We start from the raw sequence: 23,594 nt of genomic DNA, 5'->3' as shown, positions 1-23,594 counted from the left end.
TATTCGCAATAATTGCCCATATTGACAAGATCTATTTCTTATAGTGGCCGCATCCGGACAGCCCTATGGACAGGTGGCGTGCGGTGGTGTCCGCGAACGCCGTCGCGGGCCCATGCCCGGCCCGGCCGCTGTGAGCGGCTCCTGCCGGGGATGGGACCCTGGTCCGATGGAACAGAGAAGCCGCTGGGCGGACATCGCGGGAGACGACGCCGGGGAGCGGTACGCGGCGAGGTTCGCCAGGCTGGCCGAGTCGGGGGCGGACACGCACGGCGAGGCACGGTTGTGCGCGGGGCTGCTGCCGCCGGGCGCGCGGGTGCTGGACGCCGGGTGCGGGACCGGGCGGGTGGCGATCCGGCTGGCGGAGCTGGGATACGACTGCGTGGGCGTCGACCTCGACGCGTCCATGCTGGAGGTCGCCCGGCGGGCCGCACCGGAGCTGCCCTGGATCCTGGCCGACCTCAGCGACCTCGGTGATCTCGCCGGCTCCGCGGAGTTCGCGGAGCCGGCGGAGCGGGCCGTGTCCGGCGAGCGGCGTGGGCGGGGCGAGCGCTTCGACATGGTTGTCGCCGCGGGCAACGTCATCCCCCTGCTGGCCCCCGGGACCGAGGCGCGGACCGTCGCCGGGCTCGCGGCACTGCTGCGGCCCGGCGGGTTGCTGGTGAGCGGGTTCGGGCTGGACGCAGCGCACCTTCCGCTCGCCTCCGCCACGGTCACCCTGGACGACTACGACGCCTGGTGCCGGGCCTCGGGGCTCGCCCCGCTGCGGCGCCTGGCGACTTGGGACGGCGCACCCTACGACGGTGGTGGATACGCGGTGAGCGTCCACGTACGAACCCCGGGCGAACGGGACTTCGAACGGTAGTAGCTTCATCCCATGCGACTGGGCGTTCTCGACATCGGTTCCAACACGGTTCATCTGCTGGTGATGGACGCACATCGGGGGGCCCGGCCGCTACCGGCGTACTCCCACAAGGAGGAACTGAGGCTCTCCGAGCACATGGACGAGGGCAACCGCCTGTCGGCGGAGGGCGCGACGCGGTTGCGGGAGTTCGTCGAGGAGGCGCTGCGGATCGCCGAGGACAAGGGGGTCGAGGACCTTATGGCCTTCGCGACCTCCGCGATCAGGGAGTCGGTGAACGGTGAGGAGGTCCTCGCCGGGATCAAGGCCGCCACGCAGGTCGACATCGAGGTGTTGTCCGGCCAGGACGAGGCGAGGTTGACGTTTCTGGCGGTGCGCCGCTGGTTCGGGTGGTCCTCCGGGCGGCTGCTCGTGCTGGACATCGGCGGCGGGTCGCTGGAGATCGCCTCGGGGATCGACGAGGAGCCCGACGTGGCGGTGTCGCTGCCGCTGGGGGCCGGCCGTCTCACCCGCGACCACTTCACCGCCGACCCGCCACCGACCGACGAGGTGCGGGCACTGCGCAGGCACGTGCGGGCCGAGATCGCCCGCGTGGTGGGCAAGGTGTCGCGGTACGGCCAGGCGGATCACGCGGTGGCGACGTCCAAGACGTTCAGGCAGCTCGCGAGGATCGCCGGCGCGGCACCCTCACACGAGGGGGTGAACGTACGCCGGGTGCTCGGGCACGCGGACCTGGTCGGCTGGACCGACCGGCTGGCCAGGATGAGCACGGGGGAGAGGGCCGAGCTGCCCGGGGTGTCGGAGGGGCGGGCGCCGCAACTGCCCGCCGGAGCCATCGTCGCCGACGCCACCATGGACCTGTTCGGAGTGGCCCAGCTGGAGGTGTGCCCGTGGGCGTTGCGCGAGGGCGTCATCCTGCGCAGGCTGGACGCAATGCCCGAGTAGTAAGGTTTATCCGGCCTTCCGCGGGTTAGTGCGCATAGCCATGAACAGCCCTCAGACTCAGGTGGCAGGTGCCGCTCACAGAGCGGCCAACAGTCAGACGCTGGACAGGTTGGCGCGGGTCGGTTTGGCCTGCAGGGGGGTCCTTTACGGGCTGATCGGTTTTCTCGCCCTGCAGATCGCCTTCGGCGGTGGCAGCGGTGGCAAGGAGGCCGACAAGACCGGGGCCATCGAGACGGTGGCGGAGCAGCCGTTCGGCATGGTGCTGCTCTGGCTCATGGTCGTCGGCTTCGCGGCCCTGGTCCTCTGGCAGCTGTCCGAGGCCGTCATCGGCCGGGGCCAGACCAAGGACCGGGTGGAGGCCGCGGCGCGCACGGTGGTCTACGGGTTGATCGTGGCCACGCTGCTCGGGGTCGTGCTGCGCGGAGACTCGGGAAGCTCGACGGACAGTCAGTCCAAGGACCTCACGGCCAAGCTGATGGAACTGCCCGGCGGGCAGTTCATCGTGGGCCTGGTCGGACTGGGCGTCATCGCCCTTGGGGCCTACTGGATCCACAAGGGCTGGAAGAAGAAGTTCCTCCAGGACCTGCGCACCGGCGAGATGCCGCCGAAGGCGCGTGACCTGGCCGAGAAACTCGGCATGGCCGGCTACCTCGCCCGCGGTGTGATCGCCGCGGTCGCCGGCGTCTTCGTCATCCAGGCCGCGATCACCTACGACCCCGACAAGGCCAAGGGCATCGACTCGACGCTGCGCTCGCTGGCCGACACCCCGGCCGGTCCGTGGCTGCTCGGGGTCGTCGCGATCGGCCTGCTGCTGTTCGCGGTCTACTGTTTCTTCGAGGCCCGCTGGCACCGGATGTGACGGGTGAAACCGCACGGTACGGCAGGTGCGGGCATGCAGCGGAAGGCCCGTCTGGCAAGCCCCACCTGTCTATCCGGTAAGTGATCGCATTCCTACTTTTCCGAGACATCTTCCCTTTCGAGCTCCGCGTCTTCCCAAAGGCAGGAACGGCATCGGAGGGGGCATATGGACTCGTCGGAGTACGACGGCAGCGAATGGGTTCTCCGCCTTGCGGGCTCCCCGGACCAGGTGGTCAGAGCCCGCCGCCTGGTCTCGATGACCCTGGGGCGAGACCATCCCCTCCATGACGACTGTGTCCTGCTGACCAGTGAGATCGCCACCAACGCGGTGATCCACTCCCGCTCCGGGGACGGCGGGGCGTTCACGGTCACCGTGGCCTACTCGGCGACCGGCGTGCGGGTCTGCGTCCAGGACGAGGGCTCCTCAGAGGCTCCCTGCCTCTGCCGCGCCTCGGCGGACGCGACGGGGGGCCGCGGCCTGCCCCTGCTGGAGGCGCTGGCCCACCGCTGGGGCCTGGTCAGGGAGGCGGGGGCCAACAAGGTCTGGTTCGAGCTGGTGCTCGAACTGGCCGGGATGCGCGCGGGCAGCCTGGCAGGCGCCAGGTGAGAGTTCGGGGCTCGGCCGGACGTCGAGGGGGCCGGTACCGGGCCGGGACGAGTCGGAGGCGCAGCCACCCTCGGCACCCTGCCGGCAGCCGTGCCGTGGAGACCCCAGGCGACATGGCGGGCCTCCTCCGAGAAAGGAGGCCCGCGACCTGCTCAGGCCGGCTGTTGCGAGGCCGTGAACGGGCGGGGGGCGGGGCGGACGTCGAGTTCGGTCAGCAGGCCGGCCATCCGGGCGGCGCGGAGCGGGTCGACGGGCAGGACATGGCCGGTCCACCAGCGGGCGATCTCCGAGGACGGCCCCTCGGGCACCAGTTCCAGGTAGTCGTCCAGCGGAGGGTCGTAGATGAAGCCGGGCACCACGCCCCGGCTCTCCAGCCGGGCGACCACCTCGTCGCGGTTCTCGACCAGCAGGGGCACCCGCAGCAGCGGCTGTGGCGCCGCGTCGCGGACGCCCTCGGCCGCCCAGGGCAGGGTACGCAGTAGTTCGACCCCGGCCACCCGCCGACCGCGCTCGCGGTCGATCACCCGGAAGCGGGAGCGCTGGTAGCGGCGGAGCAGCGGCCCCTGGCGCATCCGCCAGTCGTCGAGGTCGATCCGCAGCCAGTGGTCCAGGGCACGCAGGTCCACCGGATCGCCGGCGAGGGCCGCGCGCAGCTCCTTCTCGCGGGGCGGGCAGCGGTGCCCGGTCCACTGGACGAGGCCGAGCGCTTTGAGGGCGTGCCACATCGGCCGGACCAGCCCGGTGCGGTAGATCGTCTCGCGCAGCACGGGCCGCAGCGTGCCGAGCAACTGGGCGCGCGCCCCGCCGGGGAGCAGTGACTCGTCCCTGGCCCGGGCCAGCTCGGGCAGTGCGGCCGGGTCCCGCGCGGTGAGGAACCCGCCGGACATCGCCCGCCCGTGCTTGGCGAGGCTGAACACCCCGGCGGTGCCGAACGTGCCTGCGGCGCGGCCGCCCACCGTCGTCTGCATGGCGTGTGCCGCGTCGTCGAGGAGGATCACGCCGCGCCGGTCGCACTCGGCCCGCAGCTCGGTGACCCGGTCGGGCTGGCCGTACAGGTGCGTGGTGACGACACCGGCCAGGCCGTTCCAGTCGATGTTGGGGACGTCGATGTTGCCGTCACGCCAGGAGACCGGCGCCATCACCGGTTCCAGCCCGGCGGCCAGCACGACGAACAGCACGGTCTCGCAGTTCGTCGGTGAGATGAGCACCCTGTCGCCGCGTTCGAACCAGTGACGCAGCGCCAGGAGCAGACCGAACCTGGCGGAGGGCACGTGCAGGCACTCCTGGCCGATCCGGTCTCGCATGGCCGCCTCAAGCTCGCGGCTGCCGTTCTGACCGCTCACTGGGCCTTCCCTCGGGTGCGCAGCCGCCCGTACCGCTTCATGGCCCTGTCGGCGGCGCCGTACAGGGCCGGGCTGTCAAGGATGAAGCGCCGCACGCGGCGGACCGGTGCGGTGCGTAGCCAGTGCGCCGCCGCGCCGGCCGAACGGCGGCGCACGATGCCCTCGGTGACCGGGACGGTCCTGCTGCACAGTGCGTCCTTGTACTCCGAGCCGTTACTGATGCCGAGATCCAGCGAGCTGACACCGATCTTCGCGGCGGCCTCGACCATGTGCAGGTGCTGGATCAGGCCGGGGGAGTACTTGGCGTAGTCGGGGTCGTACGCGGGGAACCAGCCGATCATCATCGTGTCGGTGCGCAGCCCGAAGTGGCCCGCGACGGGTCTGCCGTCCGCGTACAGCATGGACAGCGGCCCGGCGAAGTCGGGGGTGTCGACGGCGTGCAGGCGCTCGGTCAGCTCCACGACCCATGACCTGGCGAAGCGGTCGGGGCGGCCCATCCGCTGGTACTGGGCCGATTTCCACTCCCGCAGCAGCCGGAACTGCTCCGTGTCGCGCACCGCGAACTCGGAGGTGATCTCGCCCACGTCGCGGCCCAGCTTCCGTTCCTTGTACAGGGTGCTCTTGACGAACTTCGGAGAGCGTTCGCGCAGTTCGTCGAGGAAGGCCGGGTAGCCGTCGGCGAAGTCGAGGACCACGGCATCCTGCCTGAGCGTCTCGAACGGCTGGAACCAGGGCTGCCGGTCGACCATGCAGCCGAACTCCCACACGCTCAGCCCGCACTCCTTGAGCAGGGTGTTGGAGTCGAATTCGGCACCGGGCACGTGGACCACGCCCTGGGAGAGCGAGACCCATCCGCCCAGGGCGGCGCCCACTCCGCCACCGTGCCGCTCGAAGGGGAAGAACCCGACGGGCCCGTCCGACTCGGTGATCACCGCCACCCGCGCCCCGGTGTTGACCTCACCCATCGCGATCGTGAAGTCCGGGCTGAGGAAGGGGTTGGCGAGGTGCGGGCTGGAGCGTTGCATCTCGCGCCAGGCCGCGACCTCGTCCGGGCCCAGCTCCGCGGGCCGGATGACGTTGACCCTCATGCGACCCCTCCCGTCGCGCCGGGGTGACCGGCGACCGTGCCTGCGGTGCGCGTCAACCTACCGTTCACGAGGAGGCGATCCTTTCTCGAAGCCCGGGTTGGGGAACCGAACGTCGTCCTCGGGGCGGAGCACGCGCGATCCGGCTGACCCGTGGACATGGGTGGCGTGCGTCACGGGGCGAGGGAACCGTCCCGGAACCGGGCGGCGCCCCCTGTTGCCGCCACCCGATGCAGTAAATCTACCTAAATATTACCTTACCTGCTAAGCGATATCGAAAATGGTCGGACTCGGCAGCACCGGGGAAACCTGGGGATGGGGCGGTGGGACGGCCGGGACGAGCCGTTCGACGACCGGCAGGGCGCGGTGGGCGTAGAGCGGATCGACCGGCAGCACGTGCCGGCCCCACCAGCGCGCGATCTCGGGCTCCGGCGAGGGGCTGGTGAACCCGGGCAGGTAGCTGTCGTACGGCGGGTCGTAGAGGTATCCGGTGGCGACCCCGTGTCGCTCCAGTTCGGCGATGGCCTCGTCCCGGCCCGAGACCAGCAGCGGGACCCGGAACAGCGGCTGATCCAGGTGCCGGTGGACGGCCGGCGCCACGGTGGGCAGCGCGGCCAGCGCCGAGACGCCGGCGATCCGCCGCGACCGCTGCCTGGGCAGCGTCCGCAGGCGCCTGGACTGGTACCAGCTTGAGAGGTGGCCGCGCCTGGCCCGGTAGTCGTGCAGGTCGGCCTGGACCCAGGAGTCGAACGCCGGTAGCTGCGGCGCGTACTCCAGCGCCCTGACCAGGTCCGCCGGACGCGGAGCGATCCGGTAGCCCTCGCGTTCCTCCTCCATGCCGAACGCGCGCATCGCCCTCAGCGCCGGGCGGACCATGTTCAGGCGCAGCGCGGTGTGCCGGCCCACCGAGGTCAGCACGCTGTGGACCTCCTTCCTGAAGGCACCCGGCTGCAGCAGCCGGTCACGGTCGCGCTCCAGGGTGCGCAGGTCCTCCAGGCGCTCGACCGCGATCACTCCACCGGAACCCGCTCCGGCGTGCTTGGACAGGCTGAACACGCCCGCCACCCCGAAGGTGCCCAGCGGCCTGCCGTGCACGCTCGTCTCCATCGCGTGCGCGACGTCCTCGATCAGGATCTTGCCCGTGAACGCCCTCACCCGGTCCGGCAGGCCGTACAGGTTGGTGGTCAGCACCGCGTCGACCGCGTCGAGGTCGACGGCGCCCGCGTCGATGTTGCCGTCGTCGGCGGAGAGCGGGGCGATGACCGGGCGCAGTCCGGCGGCGAGCACGAGAAAGAGGATCTCGTCGGCCGACAGCGGCGACATCAGCAACCGCTGGCCGGGGCTGCACCAGTGCCGCAGGGCCAGATACAGCCCCAGACGGTTGGAGGGCAGCGGAAGGCAGCGGCGGCCTGTCCGCTTCGCCACAATGTGCTCAGGAGTCACTGGAGACCGTCTATCACGTACGAGATCAAGACTGCAAACAGAGCCACGCCGTCCCTAACCTGCGACGACCTGGGACGCCCTGCCGTGGTTGATCACTCTGCGGATGTTCGGGAGGATCAGTAGCGCGACCAGGAGCTGGCTGCCGAGCATCGCGTAGCCCACCGCGGCGATCCCGAAGAGGGGGAACAGCAAGACGATCGAGGTGAGGACCAGCACCGCCATCCCGATCTGGACGAGTGCGAGCTTGCGGGCCTCGCTCTGCGCGCGCAGCATGCTGAGGCAGATCTCGATCACCGTCTGGGGGAGTACGGCGATCGCCATCAGGCGGAGCAGCGGTGTGCCCGCCTCGGCGAACCCGGGGCCGAACACGCTCAGGATCAGGGGCGCGCCGACCACGACCACCGCGATGACCGGTCCGACGATCAGGAAGGTGCGGCGCAGCGCGTTGCGCACGCTCTGCGCCAGCTGGGCGGCGTTGAAGGATCCCTCGACCGTCAGGGACACCGCCATGTTGGCCGCCAGCAGCCCGATCATGGAGCCCAGCGTGTGGGCTATCGAGAAGTAGCCGAACGTCGGCGCGTCGTCGAGCCAGCCCGCGATGATGACCGGGACCAGATAGAGGATCAGCAGGATGGAGAAAGCGCCGGGGAAGTCTCCGGCCAGGAAACGGCCCACCTCGCGCAGGCGCGGCGGGTTCGCGGCGCTCTCCTCGGTGTTCTTGACGTGCCTGGGGATGATGACGCCGAAGATGAACCAGCTGATCGGGATCAGCGCCATGGCCGTCGGCACGATCCACGAGACGAAGATCCCGCCGAAGAGGCCGCCCTCCGGCAGCGCGACCGCGAGCGCGGCGAGCATGCCCATCTTGACCAGGCCGAACGCCAGGCTGTTGACCGGCACCCAGACGGCCTTGCGCAGCCCGGCCAGGGTCACGTCCTGGAGAGTGAAGATCGTCCAGACGAGAACCGAGACGAGGAAGAACAGTCCGGGCCCGAACCCGGCGAGGTCGGCGTAGACCGCCCCCCACACCGGCAACGTCAGCAGGAACCCCAACGCCGCCACCAGGCCGGTGGCCCCGGCGATCGCGTAGCCGCGCAGGACGAACTCGGCGGTGCGGCGGCCGGCCACCGGGATGAACCTGGCCAGCGCGCCCGCGAAGGCGAGCCCGGTCAGAGAGGCGAACAGCCGCATCGCGCTGATCACGGCCTGGCCCTCACCGAACGCGGCGGCGGTGTACAGGTGCGTGGCGAGGAACCAGTAGCCGAGGCCCAGCACGGCGGTGATCCCGGTATTGATCATCAGTGCGTAGCCCTGTAGGAACAGGGGGTTTCTCAGATCCTTGCGCAGGCGGTCCATCAGCCCGGTCCTGCGCTCCTCGGTCACTGTCCGGCCCATCGCCTGGTCGCCTCCGTCGCGCGTCACCTCGTCATCATCGGGTGGAGCGCTTGCAGCGACCTTGCCGTCGGCTGCACGCAGGCCGGTGGCCGAGTCCGGTCGCGTCCCCGGCAGGTCCGGCAGGGCGCCCGGCGGGGGGGTGCCGCCCTCGTGCCAGGCGGGCAGCCCCGTGCCGTTCTCATTCACCGCGACGCTCCCGATCCGCACCACTCTCCGGAGCGGTGCAGGATGCCCGCCCGTCGCTCGCACGGGATGGTTCGGTGGCGTCCCCGAGGGGGGGCGGGATGGCGCCGCGCCAGCGTTCGCGTCCCGTCACCAGACCGGCCGGTCACCGAGGGGTATATGAGAATCGGCACGTGAGCCATGATGCCCCAGTTTCAGGCGGGCCGTGTCCGGCATGTATCCGGAAGTGCCCGGCAGGGCTCGATCGTGATGGGGAGCGCCCTGTTTTATCCGGGATCGGTGCTGTGGCCCGCTGAGGCGGCGGGAGAGGTGAGAAGACGATCGAGGACGCGGACGCCGAACTCCAGACCCTCGACGGGAACGCGCTCGTCCACGCCGTGGAACATGCCGAAGTAGTCGAGTTCCGGGGTGAGCATCAGCGGGGCGAAGCCGTAACCCCTGATACCGAGCCCCGCGAAGGACTTGGCGTCCGTGCCGCCGGACATCACGTACGGCACCGGCCGCGCCGCCGGGTCCTCGGCCACCAGGGCCGCGCCGAGCCGCTCGAAGAAGGGTGAGTCCATCGGGGCGGAGGGGGCGTCCTCCAGGTTGACGAACTCCCGCCTCACCCGGGGGCCGAGCAGGCGGTCGATCGTCTCCAGGAACTCCTCCCGGCCCCCCGGCAGGAACCGCCCGTCGACGTGGCCCACGGCGGTGCCGGGAACCACGTTGACCTTGTAGCCCGCCTGGAGCATCGTCGGGTTCGCCGAGTTCCGGATCTGCGCCCCGAACAGGGAGCCGACCCGGCCGAGCCGTTCGGCCTCCTCCTCCAGCCGGTCGAGGTCGATGCGCTCGCCGAGGATGTCCGACAGGCTCTCGATCAGCGTCGCCACCTCGGGCGTCAGCCGCACCGGCCAGCGGTGAGAGGCGATCCGGGACATGGCGTGGCAGAGTTCGGCCACCGCGTTGTCCGCCGGCGGGCGGGAGCCGTGGCCCGCGACGCCGGTCGCGGTGAGTCTCATCCAGGCGGTGCCGCGCTCGCCCACCGCGACCGGGTAGATCCGTGCTCCGGGAGCCTCGACGCTGTAACCGCCTGACTCGCTGATCGCCTCGGTGCAGCCGTCGAACAGTTCGCGGTGGTGTCGCACCGCGTATCGCGCGCCGTACTCGCCGGTGGCCTCCTCGTCGGCGAGGAACGCCAGCACCACGTCCCGCCCGGGCCGTACCCCGCGCCGCGCCCACTCGCGGACCAGGGTGAGCGTCATGGCCAGGGTGCCCTTCATGTCGACCGCGCCCCGGCCCCAGACGCAGCCGCCCAAGACCTCCCCGGAGAACGGATGAACCCGCCAGTCGGGGGCGTGGGCGGGGACCACGTCGAGATGACCGTGGATCAGCAGGGCGTCGGACGAGTCGCCGGGGATCCTGGCGACCACGCTGGTCCTGTGCCTGGCCGACTCGAACACCACAGGTTCGATGCCGGCCTCCGACAACAGGGTGGCGACGTGCTCGGCCGCCGGGCGTTCGCCGGAGCCGGGATTGGTGGTGTCGAATCTGATCAGGTCCGAGCAGATCTGTGTGACCTCACTCATCGAAGAACGCCCCCTGGAGATGATGGCCCGAATACAGGACCAAGAGTGCATACCCCTCCGGAGCATGAGGGGCACCTCGGGGTCGCTCCACGTACTCCCGGTCGGCTGTGACGCCGCTACCTCCAAGGGGCCGGGAGCCTGGCCACTACTGGCCGGACGTGGTCTGCGGGGTCTTCTTGGTCGCCGCCTTGGCCACACTGGGGTCGCCCGCCGCGAAGGCCTCGGCGACCTTTCCTCCGATGCGCCCGCGCTCACTCACCTCGATTCCGTGGGACTTCGCCCACGCCCGGATCTCGGCGCTCCGCTCGCGGTTGCCGCCGGAACCCTTCGCCCTGCCCTTGCGGCCCAGGGAGGTGCTCGCCTTGCGAGCGGCGGACTGGAAGGGCTTGAGGGCCTCGCGGAGTTTTGTGGCGTTCTTCGTGCTCAGGTCGATCTCGTAGGCGGTCCCGTCCAGGCCGAACGAGACGGTCTCGTCCGCCCGCTTCCCGGTGATGTCATCGGTGAACGTGACGACTTGCTGACGTGCCATTGTGTCACTCCTTAATCTTGGCGCCAGAGTGTGCGGCTGTGAACCCGGCCGACGATGGCTCCCGCGTCTCTTCCCCGGTAGTAAAACTCTAGCCCCTCCTTTCGCCGTCGCGCCGGGAAACCCTGTCCGCCGGAGATCCACTTGCTCGGGTTAATTACCCAAGGCCGAACTCCGGCGTCTCCACGTCATTGGGAAATGCTTCCCGCCGGCGAGGGATTAAAAACGGCGGCGGCGCCGGAAGCCCCTTGGTGTCCTGTATCCCGGGATCTGCCGGTTACCCCTGGCGGGTTTTCCGGATGGAGGTGTCCGAGCGCTTTGGAGTTTCGTGACCTCCGGGTGGGTTCCACCCCGGTCGCTGGGAAAAAATCGACTTCGGCCACTTGGGGGCGTTCCGGTCCATCGTTCCGCTGCCGTTCGTTTCGAGGGCTTCATCGTGTCGGCCGTGACGTCCTTCCGGGGTGCGGGCGCGCCCCCTGCCCCGTTTCCGCTGGTCGTGGCAGCTACTGGGATGAGACTCCGGCGGAGAGCGGCGAGCGGGCCGGGTCCGCCGGGAGGAGGACGGCGGCGGAGGAGTGCCGTGAGACCCGCTCCGGAGGTTCGTCGGACAATTCACACATGCCCGGTGTCTGTCACCGAACGTGTTGCGGGATTTCCGGAGGAAAAATGGCTTCCTCGCGCTCCGGAATGCGAGCCGCGTGTCCCCGGTTTTGTCGGCACGCCAGAGATCCGGGCGCGTTCGAAGGTGGTCACCGACACATGGTCGATCACATTGGGGTGTGGTCTCGACACTCTCGGGTGAGGCAAGGCGTGCTGTGCGGACCGTATGATTTCGGGCGTCTCGCATTGTGGGCGAGCGGGACCGCGGACCCCGTTTGCTCCTTGACCGCCATTGGCCCGTTCCGCCGTCCGGGCGGACCAACAAGCGGCGTTCCCCGAATTGTTCGGGTAACGGCCGGAGAGTGATACGGGCATTGCCCGCTCCCGCGGGCGTGTCGCCTGGCCTCGTCCCGTTCTGTTGCGCACGGAGGAAACCGCGCGCCGCCGAGCCTCGTACCGTCTCGCCCAGGACGGCGCCGTGCGCCGCCTGCCACGTCGTCCGGCTCCGGCTACCGGCCAGGGGCACGGTCTGACCCCAGGGCTCAACGGCCCGGAGATTCACAGTGCTCACCTGGCGGAGGCTCACCGAACCGAGTCCGCCTGACCAGGCGAACCACTCTCGGTTCACCCCCGTCAGAGATAGAGGCCGGTGTTCTCGGGAACGGCCGTGCGGCTGAACGCGCCGTCGCGGAGCGCGAAGAGCTCGGCGAGGGTCGCACCGGCGGGAGAGAGCCCCTCGGTGCCGCCGAGCCAGTGGGCGGCCTCGTCGTAGGGGAGAGAACCGATCTCGATCTGGGCGAGGCAGCGGCCCGGACGGGTGACGGCCGGGTGGAGACGGGCCAGATCCTCGTTGGTGGTGATGGCCACCAGGACGTCACGGCCCTGGCCGAGGAGCCCGTCGGTCAGGTTGAGCAGGCGTGACAGGCCCTGTCCCGTGGCCTCCTTGGCGCCGGACCTGATCAGTTCGTCGCAGTCCTCCAGCACCAGGAGCCGCCACCGCTTACCGTCGTCCTCGTCAAAGCCGACCGCGACCTCCATGAGGTAGCCGGGGGAGTGGAACAGCCGCTCCGGGTCGAGTACGCAGTCGACCTGGCACCACGACCGCCACTCGTGGGCGAGCGTGCGCAGCAGCGTGGTCTTGCCGGTGCCCGGCGGGCCGTGCAGCAGGACCAGCCTGCCGTGTGCGTCGGAGGCGGTGACGGACATCAGCCGCGACAGCCGCTCGCTGACCGACCTGGCGTAGTTGCCGGAGATCTCCGCCCAGGGGGAGGCGGTGATCGGCTTCTCCGAGCGGCGGCTGCCGTGGGGCCCCTGCCACCAGAAGCCCATCTCGACGTGGTCGCTCTCGGGGGCGGGCTCCTCGGCGTCCTTGATGATCTCGTCGATCACCGAGCGGGCCAGTTCCTCGTCGACCGCGGTCACGCTGACCGTGGCGGCGCTGTTGCGGTGGCGGACCACGCGCAGCGTCCAGCCCTCCCCGCGCAGCAGCCGCGAGTCACGGCCGTCCTTCTCCGTCGCCGCCCGGAGGAGCGTCCCGGAGGCGGGGGTGAGGGAGGCGTCGGGACGGACCCGCTCCAGGTTCGCGGTGCACGACCACGGCTGGACCCCGGTGGCGAACGGCGACAGCGCGAGGGCGTCGATCACGTCCACCGCGGAGTCGGCGTCGTCGAGCCAGATCTTCATCGGCAGCTCCACCGGACGGGGCTCCGGGGAGAAGTGGACCTCCTTGAGTACGGACATGGCGGTAATGATCCTCTTGGGGTGTCCGCCGGTCGACGGGTTTTCGCAAGGGGACCGGGCTCAGGGGGCCGCCGGCGGCGCGGGAGCCTCGGGGGCGGTGCGGAGCAGGGCGTCGACCAGGGGGCTCGGCGGGCGGGTCAGCGGACCGGTGAGGACGAGGGCGCGGGTCAGGGACGGCTTCAGCGGGATCATGACGAGCCCGGGGGTGAGGAGACCGCGGCCGAGGTCGGGAACCGTCGAGACGCCGATACCGGCGGCGATCATGCCGATGAGCGTGCCGAGTTCGCGCACATGCTGGGCCGGAGCGTAGGGGACGCCCGCCAGGGAACACAGGACGCGGGTCTGCGGCTCGCAGCCCCCCTTGGAGACGAGCAGCGGATCCTCCACCAACTCGGCCATCGTGATGTGTTCCTGGCCGGCCAGGGGGTGGTCGGCGCGGACCACCGCGTGGAAGGCGTCGCGGCCCACCACCACATGCGCGGGGGGAGGGGGCAGTGGATCGACGAGGATCGCGGCGTCGACGACTCCGGTCTCCAGCCAGGGGGACAGCTCGTCGTCGTCACCCTCGAAGACCTGCACCTCGACACCGGGGAGTTCCGCGCGCCACGTCCGCATGAGCCGGGGGAGCAGCCCGCAGCAGACCGTGGGCGGGGCGGCGACGCGGACAACCCCGGTGTGCTGCCCCAGGTGTGCGGAGACGGCCTCGTCGATGGCGGCCACCGAGGCGAGCGCCGCCTGGGCGTGCGGCAGGATCGTCGCCCCCAGGGCGGTGGGTCCCACGCCTCCGTGCCGCAGCACCAGCGGTGCGCCGAGAGCGCGCTCAAGTGCGGCGAGCGCGTGGGAGACCGCCGACTGGGACATGCCGAGCTCCTCGGCGGCCACGCCGAAGCCGCCGTTCGCGATCACGGCGGTGAAGACTCGGAGCTGCGCGACCGTGGCACTCATGAGGACATCTCATCACACTGGCGGGGAAACTCATTGGACACATGGTCCGGGCCTGATGAGACTGCTCCGGTGACCCGTGAAGGAACCTCCCCGGCATCTCCACAGGTGCGGACGGCCGCGAGCCGGTCCGTGCTCGCCCAATATCTCGCGCTGGCCCTGACCTGGGGGGCCAGCTTTCTGTTCATCAAGGTCGCTCTCACCGGCCTGTCCCCCGTCCAGACGGTGCTGGGCCGTCTCACGCTGGGAGCACTCACCCTCAATGCGATCATGCTGGTCACCCGCCGGAGATGGCCGAGGCAGGCGAGACTCTGGATGCACCTGGGAGTGGTCGCACTGCTGCTGTGCGTGGTGCCGTTCCTGCTGTTCGCCTGGGCCGGGCAGCACATCCCCTCGGGGCTCTCCAGTATCTACAACGCCACGACGCCGCTGATGACGATGTTCGTGACCCTGGCCGCGCTCCGCCAGGAGCGCCTGGGCGCGGCGGGGATGCTCGGCCTGCTGCTGGGCGCGGCCGGTGTCGTCGTCGTCCTGGCCCCGTGGAACCTGACCGGGGCCGCCGGCCCCGGGTGGGCGCAGGTGGCCTGCCTGGGGGCGACGTTCTGTTACGGCCTGGCCTTCGCCTACACGCGGCGCTTCGTGGTCTCCTACGGCTACGACGCCCCCACGGTCGCCGCCGCCCAGATCAGCGTGGCGGCCCTGGTCATGCTCGCGTTGAGCCCGCTGCTGGCAGGCGGTCCGGTGCGCCTGGACCCGCCCGTCGTGGCGAGCATGGCCGCCCTGGGCATTCTGGGTACCGGGCTCGCCTACATCTGGAACACCGCGGTCATCGCCCGATGGGGGGCGACGGCCGCCTCGACGGTGACGTACCTGACCCCGCTGGTGGGTGTCGTCCTCGGGGTGCTCGTCCTGGGCGAGGCGCTGACGTGGAATCAGCCGCTGGGCGCGGTGGTGGTCATCGTCGGCATCATGACCGGCCAGGGCGTGTTCAGCTCCTGGTCAGATCGCCGGTCTCGGTGACCAGGCCGCCGTCTTCCGGAAGGGCTGGGCTCTCCGTGCCCGTCTGATGCCGCAGCTCGCCGGTTTCTGACTGTCAATCCGTGGTTTCGACACCTCCGTGTGTGGAAGAGGTACGTCCGCACCGATGTCATGAGACGCGGTGTGACGGTCCAATGGCAGGTGGTATTTGGGTAAACCGCTCCGCGTGCCGGAAGGTAACCGATAGTGTCTGTTTGGCCATCCATCGAGTATTTCGCGTCGCCTCCCCCTCTGGAGACACCTGTGGCTGACATCGTGCCCCGTCGTGACTGGGGGGCTCGCCCTCCTCGTGGGTCGTACTCGCTTCTTTCCTCCACTAAGGGAGTGAAGGTCCACTACACCGGCGGGCACGTCGATCCGGCCATGATCGATGATCATAAAAAATGTGTGGCCTTGGTTAAGTCCATCCAAAACCATCACATGGATGGAAACGGGTGGATGGATATCGGCTATTGTGTCGATGAGCGGACGGAAATTCTCACTCGGGAGGGCTGGAAAACGTACCGGGAGCTCCGTGTGGGGGACATGGTGCTCACCTTGAATCATGAGACGGCGATGTCGGAATGGCAGCCGGCCCTTGAGGTGTGCGTATTCCCGGCGATGGAACGGGACATGGTGCGGATGGAGGGTTTTTCTCACTCCTCGTTAACGACGCCGCATCATCGCTGGCCTGTCGAGCGCTACCGGCGGCGTACCGGTACGGAACGTCAGAAAAGCAGTGATGGAAAATGGCTTCCCACCGGTAGGGCCCAACGGTCTATTACCGGCTACGAACGCCTGTGGGTGACTTCCGAAACCATCGGTTACTGGGACAGAATTCCGATTGCCGCCCCATGTGCCGATCTGCCGACCGAGGCGAAGTGGTCCGACGCGTTCGTCGAGGTGCTCGCCTGGTTCTGGACCGAGGGGCACATCAAACCGGGTCGTGGTGGTGCCAAGTCCACCAGTGTGGCCATCTATCAGTCGCTGAAGAATTCCGTGAATGTCGCGAGTATCAGATCGGCCCTCGGTGAGCTGTTCGGTCCTCCGGTCGACAAGTTCCCCCGCGGCGGGAGCGTCACTGACGGTGTCCCGCGTTGGCGTGAGGTCGTCAATCGGCATCTCGTAGAGTTTCATCTTTCGTCTGACGCCGGCGGTCACCTTCTGGAGATGGCGCCCGGTAGGGTTCCTGGGTTTGACTTCCTGCTCGCGTTGACCAAGGCCCAACTCGCTTTGTTCATCGAAACCTCTATGCTCGCTGACAACGCGGGAAAGGACAGGCTGGCGCAGAAGGACCGAGCAGCTGCGGAGGCATTTATGTTTGCGGTCCTGCTGTCAGGCAGGGCTGCGTCCTTTCGGCGTATACCACCGACCCGTAGCCGCAACACAGACATGTGGCTGGTCACCATTCGACAACAGCGAAACTTCGCTCCCCGAAGTGCGGCCACCAGGAAAACCGCCAGGTTCGAGATCGAGCGGCAGAAATACCATGGTGAGGTGTGGTGCCCGCGTACCGAGAACCAGAGTTGGCTTGCGCGTCGGGATGGTTCTGTCTACTTCACCGGGAACACCATGCTGGTCTGTCCGCACCGGAAGGTCTTCGAGGGCCGAGGCCCGAATCACGTGCCGGCCGCCAACGGCGCCGGTCTCAACAGCGGTCATTACGCGGTGCTCGGCCTGGTCGGCTCGTCGGGGCTCACCAAGCCGACCGACGGCATCCTGCACGGCATCCTCGACGCCATCGAATACCTCAGGGACAAGGGCGGGGCGGGCAAGGAGATCAAGGGCCATCGCGACGGCTACTCGACCAGCTGCCCCGGCGAGCCCCTGTACGCGTGGGTCAAGCGGGGTGCCCCCCGTCCCGGCGGAGGGACCACCAACCCGCCGGAACCGCACCCCTCCTTCCCCGGCCGCACCCTCAAGCAGCCGCCGATCATGAAGGGTGAGGACGTCCGCACCTGGCAGCGGCGGATGCGCGACCGAGGCTGGAACATCGACGTCGACGGTCTGTACGGCCCCGCCTCCAGTGATGTCTGCGCGAAGTTCCAGAAGGAGAAGGGGCTGCCCGTCACCGGCGCCGTCGACCGCGCCACCTGGGACGCGGCCTGGCAGGAACCCGTCAGCTGACCGGTGGCTCCTCCCGCCCGGGTGTCTGCGGATGGTGACAGGCCACCCACTGGTCGGGGCCGATCCGCCGCATGAGCGGTTCCTCCGCGGCGCACCTGGGCGCCGCCGCGGGGCAACGGGTCCGGAAGCGGCACCCGCTGGGCGGCGTCACCGGGGACGGGGGCTCCCCGCTGATCAGCCGGTCCGCCGGGGGCAGGGCCAGGCCGCTCCGGGGGACGGAGGCGAGCAGCGCCCGAGTGTAGGGGTGGGCGGGCCGCCTGACCAGGGTGTCGCCCGAGGCCAGCTCGCAGGTCTTGCCGAGGTACATCACCAGGACGCGGTCGCTGACGTTCTTGACCACCGCCAGGTCGTGGGCGATGAACACCAGCGTCAGCCCGTAGCGCTTCTTGAGCTCCTCCAGCAGGCTCAGGATCTGGGCCTGCACCGACACGTCCAGCGCGGAGACCGGCTCGTCGCAGATCACCACCTCCGGGTCTAGCACCAGCGCCCGCGCGATGGAGATCCGCTGGCACTGTCCCCCGGAGAACTCGTGCGGGCGCCGGTCCGAGGCGGTGGCCGGGTCCAGGCCCACCGCCTCCAGCATCTCGTCGACCCGCTCCTCCCCGGTCCCCCAGACGCGTGGCCCCTCCGCGACGATGTCGCGGACCCGCCGCCGGGGGTTGAGCGACGAGATCGGGTCCTGGAAGATCATTTGAAGTCGCCTGCGGGTCCTGCGCAGCGTCTCGCCGCGCAGGCCGGTGAGCTCCACGCCGTCCAGCCTGATCGAGCCGCCCAGCGGCGCGGGAAGCTGCATCAACGCCCGCGCGGCGGTGGACTTGCCGCAGCCCGACTCGCCCACGATGCCCAGCGTCTCCCCTCTGGCCACGTCGAAGCTCACTCCGGAGACCGCGTGCACGCGGCGGCCGTGGCCGGCAGGGAACTCCACGACCAGGTCCTCGACCCGGAGCAGCACCTCCTCGGGGGCACGGAGATGGGCGCTTCCGCTACCTGCCACGGGTGTCCACCCCTTCGATGTCGATTCCGCGGTCGAGCTCGCGCTCCCGGCCCACCAGCTCCGGATACCAGCAGGCGTACAGGTGGCCGGGGGTCTCCGCCTCGGCCAGTGGAGGTGCCTCGGTCCCGCACCGTTCCCGCGCGTACGGGCAGCGAGGGCTGAACGCGCAACCGGAGGGAGGGTTCGCCAGGTCCGGCGGGCGGCCGCCGAGGAGCCGGAGCGGCTGGTGGGCGGGGTCGGTGAGCCGCGGGACGGCCCGCAGCAGCGCCTCGGTGTACGGCATGCGGGTGCGCTCGAACAGCGCCTCCGCGGGCCCGCGCTCGACCACCCTGCCCGCGTACATGACGATGACCTCGTCGGCCCACTGCGCGACCACGGCCAGGTCGTGGCTGACCAGCACCGTGGCCATGTCGCGTTCCTGGCGCTGGCGGTGGATCAGCCGCAGCACCTGGTCCTGGATGGTGACGTCGAGCGCGGTGGTCGGCTCGTCGGCGAACAGCACGTCGGGGCCGCAGGACAGCGCCATCGCGATCGTCACCCGTTGCCGCATGCCGCCGGAGAGCTGGTGCGGGTAGCGGCGCAGTACCCGCGCGGGCTCGGGGATGCCGACCGAGGCGAGCAGTTCGGCGGCTGCGGCGCGCGCCTGCCTCCGCTTCATGCCCAGATGTACCCTGAGTGGTTCCATCACCTGGGTGCCCACGGTCCTGACCGGGTTGAGCGCCGTCATCGGGTCCTGGAAGACCGTCGCCAGCCGGGTGCCGAGCACCCCGCGCAACTCCTTCGGAGGCAGGGTGGTGAGGTCGCGTCCCTCCAGAAGGACCTCTCCGTCGCGCAGCACGCCCGCGCCGGGCAGCAGGCCGAGCACCGAGCGGATCAGCATGGTCTTGCCGGAGCCCGACTCGCCCACCACGGCGAGCGTGCGGCCACGTTCCAGGGTGAAGGAGACGCCGTCGACCGCCCTGACGACGCCGCGCCCGGTCACGAAGTGGGTGCGCAGGTCGCGGACCTGGAGCAGGGCGTCCCCTGCCCGGTCCTCCGCTGCGGTGGTGCGGCTCCCGGCGGCGGGCGCGAGAGCGGGGACGCGCCGCCCGGGTTCCAGACCGCTCTGCCGTACGTCGGTCAGTGCCCGGAGCCGGTCGCCGACGACGTTGAACGACAGTACGGTCAGGAACATGACGAAGGAGGGGGCGAGCACGACGAACGGGGCGTTGTCCATCACCGCGCGGCCCTCGTTGATCAGCCCTCCCCAGGTCGGGGTGGGGGCCTGGACCGACAGCCCGAGGAAGGCGAGGCTGCCCTCGGCCACCACGGCGATCGCCATGCCGATGAAGGCGTAGGAGGCGGCCGGTACGGCCACGTTGGGGGTGATCTCCCGCAGCAGGATCCGCCGATCCCGCGCGCCCAAGGCGCGGGCCGCGACCACGAACTCCCGGCCGGCGAACGACAGGGTGGCGCCGCGGATCAGCCGGGTCCAGGCGGGCACGCCCAGCACGCCCAGCACGATCAGCACGTTGGTCAGGCTCGCCCCGGCGAAGGCGACCACGGCCAGCGCGAACACCAGCGAGGGGAAGGCGAGCGCGATGTCGTTGAAGGCCATGATCACCGAGTCCGTCGCCCGCCCGCGGTAGCCGGCCAGGACGCCGAGCGGCGCGCCGACCAGCAGACCGAGCAGCACCGCCCCGACGCCGACGCCGAGCGAGACCCGCGCGCCGTGCACGACCCTGCTGAGCACGTCGCGGCCGAGGCCGTCGGTGCCGAACGGGTGCGCGAGGCTCGGTCCGGCCTGGGGCGGCCCCGCCAGGGTCTCGTCGTAGCGTGGCAGTGGCAGCAGGTCGGCGGCGAGGGCGGCGCCGAGCACCAGGGCGATCCAGGCGGCCGAGAGCCAGAACCCCCACCCCAGCCGCCTAGGCATGCCGGATCCTGGGGTCGACGGCCGCGTAGACCAGGTCGACGGCGAAGTTGACCAGCACGTAGCCGACCGAGATCAGCACGACGCCTCCCTGCACTGTCAGATAGTCGCGGGAGAAGATGGAGTCGACGATGAGCCGTCCGACGCCGGGCAGCCCGAAGAGCGTCTCGATGATCACTGTTCCGCCGATGAGCGCCCCGAGGTTGAGGCCGACGGCGGTGACCAGTGATATCGCGGACGGCCGCAGCGCGTGCCGCCACAGGATGCGCCGGGGCGACAGGCCCCGGGCGCGGGCCAGGGTGATGTAGTCCTCCTGGAGGGTGGCGATGAGATCGGTGCGCAGCAGCCGCGCGTAGACGGCCATCTGCCCGCAGCCGAGGGTGACGGCGGGCAGCAGCACCGAGGTCAGGTTCCAGCCCAGGTCGAGGGAGATCGGGGTCCAGCCGGTGGCGGGGAGTACCTGGAGCTTGACGGCGAAGACCAGGATCAGCACCACGCCCAGCACGAACACCGGTGTCGACAGCAGGCCGAAGCTCAGCGTGGTGAGCACCTGGTCCAGCGTCCGCCCCGCCCGGCGGGCCGCCGCGACCCCGACGGGCACGGCGAGGCCGAGCGCGATCAGCTGCGCGGCCACCAGCAGTTCCAGCGTGACGGGCAGCCGCTCGGCGAGAGCCTCGGCGACCGGGACGCTGGTGATGTAGGAGGTTCCCATGTCGCCGGTGAACAGGCCGCCGAGCCAGCCCAGATACCTGACCGTCAGCGGCTGGTCGAGGTCGAGTTCCGCGCGCAACTGCGCGCGGGCCTCCTCGCTCGCCGACAGGCCCAGGATCTGCGTGGTCGGATCGCCGGGGAGCAGGTTGAGCAGCACGTACGACAGGAAGGTGACGACGAGCAGCACGACCAGCAGGCGGACCAGCCGGAGCAGGATCACGGGTTGCCGATCCAGACCTGCGAGAACGGATGGGAGGGGATGGGCGCCCCGGTCAGCGGCACCCCCGCCTCGCCGTCGGGCAGGAGGTAGTCGCCGATGCCGCCGACCTTGGTCTTCGCGATCACCGCTCCGGTGTTGAGGTGGTCGACGAAGACGTACGGGACGAGTTCGCGCAGTCGCTGCTGGACCGTGGCGTAGGCGTCCTTGCGGACGTCGTCCTGGGGGTTGCTCCGGCCGCTGTCGAGGGCCTGGCTGAGCCTGGAGTCCTTGAGCCGGCTGAAGTTCAGCGAGATGCTCCCGACGGGCATGGCGTAGTTCTGGTGCATCCAGACGTACTCGCCGTCGGGGTCGGGAGCGGAGAACTGTGTCCACACGGTGGCCTGGAAGTCACCGGTCACGGCCCGGTTCACCAGGTCCGCCTGGTCGACCTGCTTGATCCGCGCCTCCACTCCCGCCTTGCGCCACATGTCCTGGGCCAGCTCGATGCCCTGCATGGTGTTGGGGTCGGGCGGTGTGATCACCTCGAAGGTGATCTCGCCCTTCTCCGCCTCGACCTCGCTGATCAGGGCCTTCGCCTTGGCCAGGTCGTAGGCGGGGTAGTCGCCGCCGGGGGCGTACCACCTGGAGTCCTTCGACCAGGGGCCGTCGGCCTCCTCGGTCAGCCCGCCGCGCAGCGTGGAGATGACCGCCTTGCGGTCGGTGGCGTAGGCCAGCGCCCGGCGCAGCCGGAGGTCGTCGAAGGGCGGCGCGGCGGTGTTCAGCATGAACATGTACTCGGGAACCGCCATACCGGTGGTCCGCCTGATCGTGTAGGCGTCCTTGAGCGCGCCGAACTTGGTGATGTCGTCGTCGCGGCTGGTGCCCATCGCGTCGATCCCGCCGGCCTCCAGCGTCTGCGCCCGGGTCTGGCTGTCGGGCAGGATGCGGAACTCGACCTCGTCGAGGTAGGGAAGCCCCTTGCGCCAGTAGCCGGGGTTCCTGGTCACGACCATGCGGCTGCCGGGCGTGTGCTCCTTGAAGAGGAAGGGCCCGGTTCCCACCGGCTTGCGGCTGGCCGCCTTGGGGTCGGCCAGCGCGGAGGGGGGAATCATCATGCCGATCTGGGTGGCGAGATGGTAGGGATAGGCCACCCACGGGCCCTTCAGCTTCACCTTCACGGTCATCGGGTCGATCAGCTCGAAGGAGTCGACCGGGGTGAGGGCCATGCTGGTCAGCGGGGACGCCTTCTGCGCGTCCAGGTTGGCCTTGACCGTCCGCCCGTCCAGCGGCTCCCCGGTGGAGAAGGTGATCCCCGGGCGTACCTTGATCGTCCACTCGTCGGCGTTGGTGTTGGGGGTCAGCGACCGGGCCAGGACGGGCTTCCAGTCGCCGTCGGCGTCCACGCCGACCAGGGTCTCGATGATCGTTCCGGCCATGCTGTAGCTCGTGGTCGCGAACTGGTCGGTCACCGGGTTGAAGCCCGCCGCGTCGGCGCTGAGGCCGTAGACCAGGCGCCCGCCCCGTACCGGAGAGGCGCCGGTCGCCGCCGGAGCCTTGTCCGAGGGCGCGGTGGGCCGCTCGCCGCTACAGGCGGCCAGCACCGGTGTCAGCGCCAGTGTCAGCGAGGCGAGCCACGCCGTGGAAAACGTCAGGCGTCTCACGTGTATCTCCTCCAGGTAGGCCCCCCGCGAGTGATTCACCGATAGTACTATCGGTGAAAAATCGCACAAGTCCCTGAGGGGAGTTGTTTGCACCGGGTACGAGCGGAAGTTCGCCGGTAGGCTTATCGGTGGACGGAAAGCGAGGCGGCAGTGACGAGCACACCCCTGAGCAGGAGCGAGGCCAAGGATCTGACCAGGCGCCGCCTCATCCGCGCCGCGTTCGCGATCCTCGACGAGGAGGGTGAGGTGGGGCTGACCACCGTCAAGGTCTCAAAAGCGGCGGGAATCGCCCAGTCCAGCTTCTACGTGCACTTCAAAGACAGACAGGAGTTGCTGCGGGCGCTCGGGGAGCAGGCGGGGGAGCGGCTGCGGGGGGCGATGCGCGAGGCGCGGCACCGGGCCCGCGAGGTCCCCGGCGACAGGGAGCGCCACCGCGAGGCCTTCCGGATACCGCTGGAGGCCATCTGCAGGCACCCCGCGCTCTTCCGCCTCGGCCTGCGCGCCCGGCACGACCCGTCGTCGCCGCTGCAGGAGTTCGCCGTCGAGACCGCCGCCGCCTACCGGGCACACCTGGTCGCGGACCTGGCCTCGTTCGGCTTCCCGACCGAGCGGGAGAGCGACAGGCGCCGCCTGGAGATGATCGCCGACGGGGTCGGCGCGCTGACCAACGCGATGGCGATCGGCCACATCGACGGGCGCTACCCCGACCTGGAGGAGGCGGTCGACGTGCTGGTCGCCTTCTCGTACGGCTATCTCAGACTGCTGCGTAAGGATTCTTCCGCATGGTCCGGGAATCCCCCTTCGGCTCCCTCCGACGCCCCTCCTGCTGAGGTTTGTCCAGAGCCCGGGGAGAGTTCGAAAAAAGGCAACCTTTAGTATCCG

Annotated in this window: 19 protein-coding genes; 7 read left to right on the top strand and 12 right to left on the bottom strand. The window is 69.9% G+C overall.

Translation table 11 applies throughout. The features are described 5' to 3' along the window. Nucleotides 1-166 precede the first annotated feature (166 nt). The 4 genes from AB0K21_RS04440 to AB0K21_RS04425 all read left to right on the top strand — a co-directional run bounded on the left by AB0K21_RS04440 (nucleotide 167) and on the right by AB0K21_RS04425 (nucleotide 3,269). Entirely contained in the window at nucleotides 167-862 is a 696-nt protein-coding gene (locus tag AB0K21_RS04440) for a class I SAM-dependent methyltransferase (RefSeq protein ID WP_343965320.1), read from the top strand. Nucleotides 863-874: 12 nt separating this feature from the next. Further along, nucleotides 875-1,804 (top strand): Ppx/GppA phosphatase family protein, encoded by a 930-nt coding sequence (locus AB0K21_RS04435; RefSeq protein WP_343965322.1) that lies wholly within the window; start codon nucleotides 875-877, stop codon nucleotides 1,802-1,804. A gap of 109 nt (nucleotides 1,805-1,913) precedes the next feature. After that, complete coding sequence (locus AB0K21_RS04430) at nucleotides 1,914-2,663, top strand: DUF1206 domain-containing protein (RefSeq protein ID WP_343965325.1); 750 nt, start codon at nucleotides 1,914-1,916, stop codon at nucleotides 2,661-2,663. A 165-nt stretch (nucleotides 2,664-2,828) separates the two neighbouring features. After that, nucleotides 2,829-3,269 carry an ATP-binding protein gene (locus AB0K21_RS04425; RefSeq protein WP_343965327.1) on the top strand — a complete coding sequence of 147 codons (441 nt, stop codon included), beginning with the start codon at nucleotides 2,829-2,831 and terminating at the stop codon, nucleotides 3,267-3,269. A 152-nt stretch (nucleotides 3,270-3,421) separates the two neighbouring features. On the opposite strand, the gene AB0K21_RS04420 is transcribed toward AB0K21_RS04425, so the two are convergent. From AB0K21_RS04420 to AB0K21_RS04385, 8 genes are all read right to left on the bottom strand, one after another. Continuing rightward, nucleotides 3,422-4,612 (bottom strand): DegT/DnrJ/EryC1/StrS family aminotransferase, encoded by a 1,191-nt coding sequence (locus AB0K21_RS04420; RefSeq protein ID WP_343965329.1) that lies wholly within the window; start codon nucleotides 4,610-4,612, stop codon nucleotides 3,422-3,424. After that, nucleotides 4,609-5,700, bottom strand: a complete 1,092-nt coding sequence (locus tag AB0K21_RS04415) for a GNAT family N-acetyltransferase (protein WP_364147777.1) — start codon at nucleotides 5,698-5,700, stop codon at nucleotides 4,609-4,611. The genes AB0K21_RS04420 and AB0K21_RS04415 overlap by 4 nt, the downstream gene beginning before the upstream one ends. 261 nt (nucleotides 5,701-5,961) lie before the next feature. Next, the gene (locus AB0K21_RS04410) at nucleotides 5,962-7,122 is read right to left on the bottom strand and encodes a DegT/DnrJ/EryC1/StrS family aminotransferase (protein WP_343965333.1); all 1,161 of its coding nucleotides are present in this window, start codon (nucleotides 7,120-7,122) and stop codon (nucleotides 5,962-5,964) included. A 72-nt stretch (nucleotides 7,123-7,194) separates the two neighbouring features. Beyond that, on the bottom strand, nucleotides 7,195-8,721 hold the full coding sequence (locus tag AB0K21_RS04405) for a hypothetical protein (protein ID WP_343965335.1): 1,527 nt from the start codon (nucleotides 8,719-8,721) through the stop codon (nucleotides 7,195-7,197). A 263-nt stretch (nucleotides 8,722-8,984) separates the two neighbouring features. After that, entirely contained in the window at nucleotides 8,985-10,286 is a 1,302-nt protein-coding gene (locus AB0K21_RS04400; protein ID WP_343965338.1) for a M20/M25/M40 family metallo-hydrolase, read from the bottom strand. 145 nt (nucleotides 10,287-10,431) lie between these two features. Next, a complete protein-coding gene (locus tag AB0K21_RS04395) occupies nucleotides 10,432-10,815 on the bottom strand; it encodes an Lsr2 family protein (protein WP_343965340.1) in 384 nt (127 codons plus the stop codon). Nucleotides 10,816-12,045: 1,230 nt separating this feature from the next. Continuing rightward, nucleotides 12,046-13,152, bottom strand: a complete 1,107-nt coding sequence (locus AB0K21_RS04390) for a DUF5925 domain-containing protein (RefSeq protein ID WP_364147773.1) — start codon at nucleotides 13,150-13,152, stop codon at nucleotides 12,046-12,048. A 60-nt stretch (nucleotides 13,153-13,212) separates the two neighbouring features. Continuing rightward, the gene (locus AB0K21_RS04385; RefSeq protein WP_364147770.1) at nucleotides 13,213-14,097 is read right to left on the bottom strand and encodes a LysR family transcriptional regulator; all 885 of its coding nucleotides are present in this window, start codon (nucleotides 14,095-14,097) and stop codon (nucleotides 13,213-13,215) included. 69 nt (nucleotides 14,098-14,166) lie between these two features. On the opposite strand from AB0K21_RS04385, the gene AB0K21_RS04380 reads away from it, so the two are divergent. Both AB0K21_RS04380 and AB0K21_RS04375 read left to right on the top strand, forming a co-directional pair. Beyond that, on the top strand, nucleotides 14,167-15,114 hold the full coding sequence (locus tag AB0K21_RS04380; RefSeq protein WP_364147768.1) for a DMT family transporter: 948 nt from the start codon (nucleotides 14,167-14,169) through the stop codon (nucleotides 15,112-15,114). Nucleotides 15,115-15,456: 342 nt separating this feature from the next. After that, complete coding sequence (locus tag AB0K21_RS04375; RefSeq protein WP_364147765.1) at nucleotides 15,457-17,238, top strand: peptidoglycan-binding protein; 1,782 nt, start codon at nucleotides 15,457-15,459, stop codon at nucleotides 17,236-17,238. Here the strand turns inward: AB0K21_RS04375 and AB0K21_RS04370 are convergent. The 4 genes from AB0K21_RS04370 to AB0K21_RS04355 are packed head-to-tail and all read right to left on the bottom strand — an operon-like array spanning nucleotide 17,231 to nucleotide 22,712. Continuing rightward, on the bottom strand, nucleotides 17,231-18,232 hold the full coding sequence (locus AB0K21_RS04370) for an oligopeptide/dipeptide ABC transporter ATP-binding protein (protein ID WP_343965353.1): 1,002 nt from the start codon (nucleotides 18,230-18,232) through the stop codon (nucleotides 17,231-17,233). The genes AB0K21_RS04375 and AB0K21_RS04370 overlap by 8 nt on opposite strands. Then, complete coding sequence (locus tag AB0K21_RS04365; protein ID WP_364147762.1) at nucleotides 18,222-20,144, bottom strand: dipeptide/oligopeptide/nickel ABC transporter permease/ATP-binding protein; 1,923 nt, start codon at nucleotides 20,142-20,144, stop codon at nucleotides 18,222-18,224. The genes AB0K21_RS04370 and AB0K21_RS04365 overlap by 11 nt, the downstream gene beginning before the upstream one ends. Continuing rightward, entirely contained in the window at nucleotides 20,137-21,072 is a 936-nt protein-coding gene (locus tag AB0K21_RS04360) for an ABC transporter permease (protein WP_364147760.1), read from the bottom strand. Before AB0K21_RS04360 ends, AB0K21_RS04365 begins: the two co-directional genes overlap by 8 nt. Next, nucleotides 21,069-22,712 (bottom strand): ABC transporter substrate-binding protein, encoded by a 1,644-nt coding sequence (locus AB0K21_RS04355; RefSeq protein WP_364147757.1) that lies wholly within the window; start codon nucleotides 22,710-22,712, stop codon nucleotides 21,069-21,071. Before AB0K21_RS04355 ends, AB0K21_RS04360 begins: the two co-directional genes overlap by 4 nt. A gap of 150 nt (nucleotides 22,713-22,862) precedes the next feature. Here AB0K21_RS04355 and AB0K21_RS04350 point away from each other — a divergent pair, with 150 nt between their 5' ends. Continuing rightward, the gene (locus AB0K21_RS04350) at nucleotides 22,863-23,588 is read left to right on the top strand and encodes a TetR family transcriptional regulator (RefSeq protein ID WP_364147754.1); all 726 of its coding nucleotides are present in this window, start codon (nucleotides 22,863-22,865) and stop codon (nucleotides 23,586-23,588) included. Nucleotides 23,589-23,594: the final 6 nt, after the last annotated feature.

The sequence above is a fragment of the Streptosporangium sp. NPDC049248 genome (assembly GCF_040678965.1).
GTDB lineage: Bacteria > Actinomycetota > Actinomycetes > Streptosporangiales > Streptosporangiaceae > Streptosporangium > Streptosporangium fukuiense.
The sequence above is the reverse complement of the archived record's forward strand: the minus strand, read 5'-3'. Positions and strand labels throughout refer to the sequence as shown.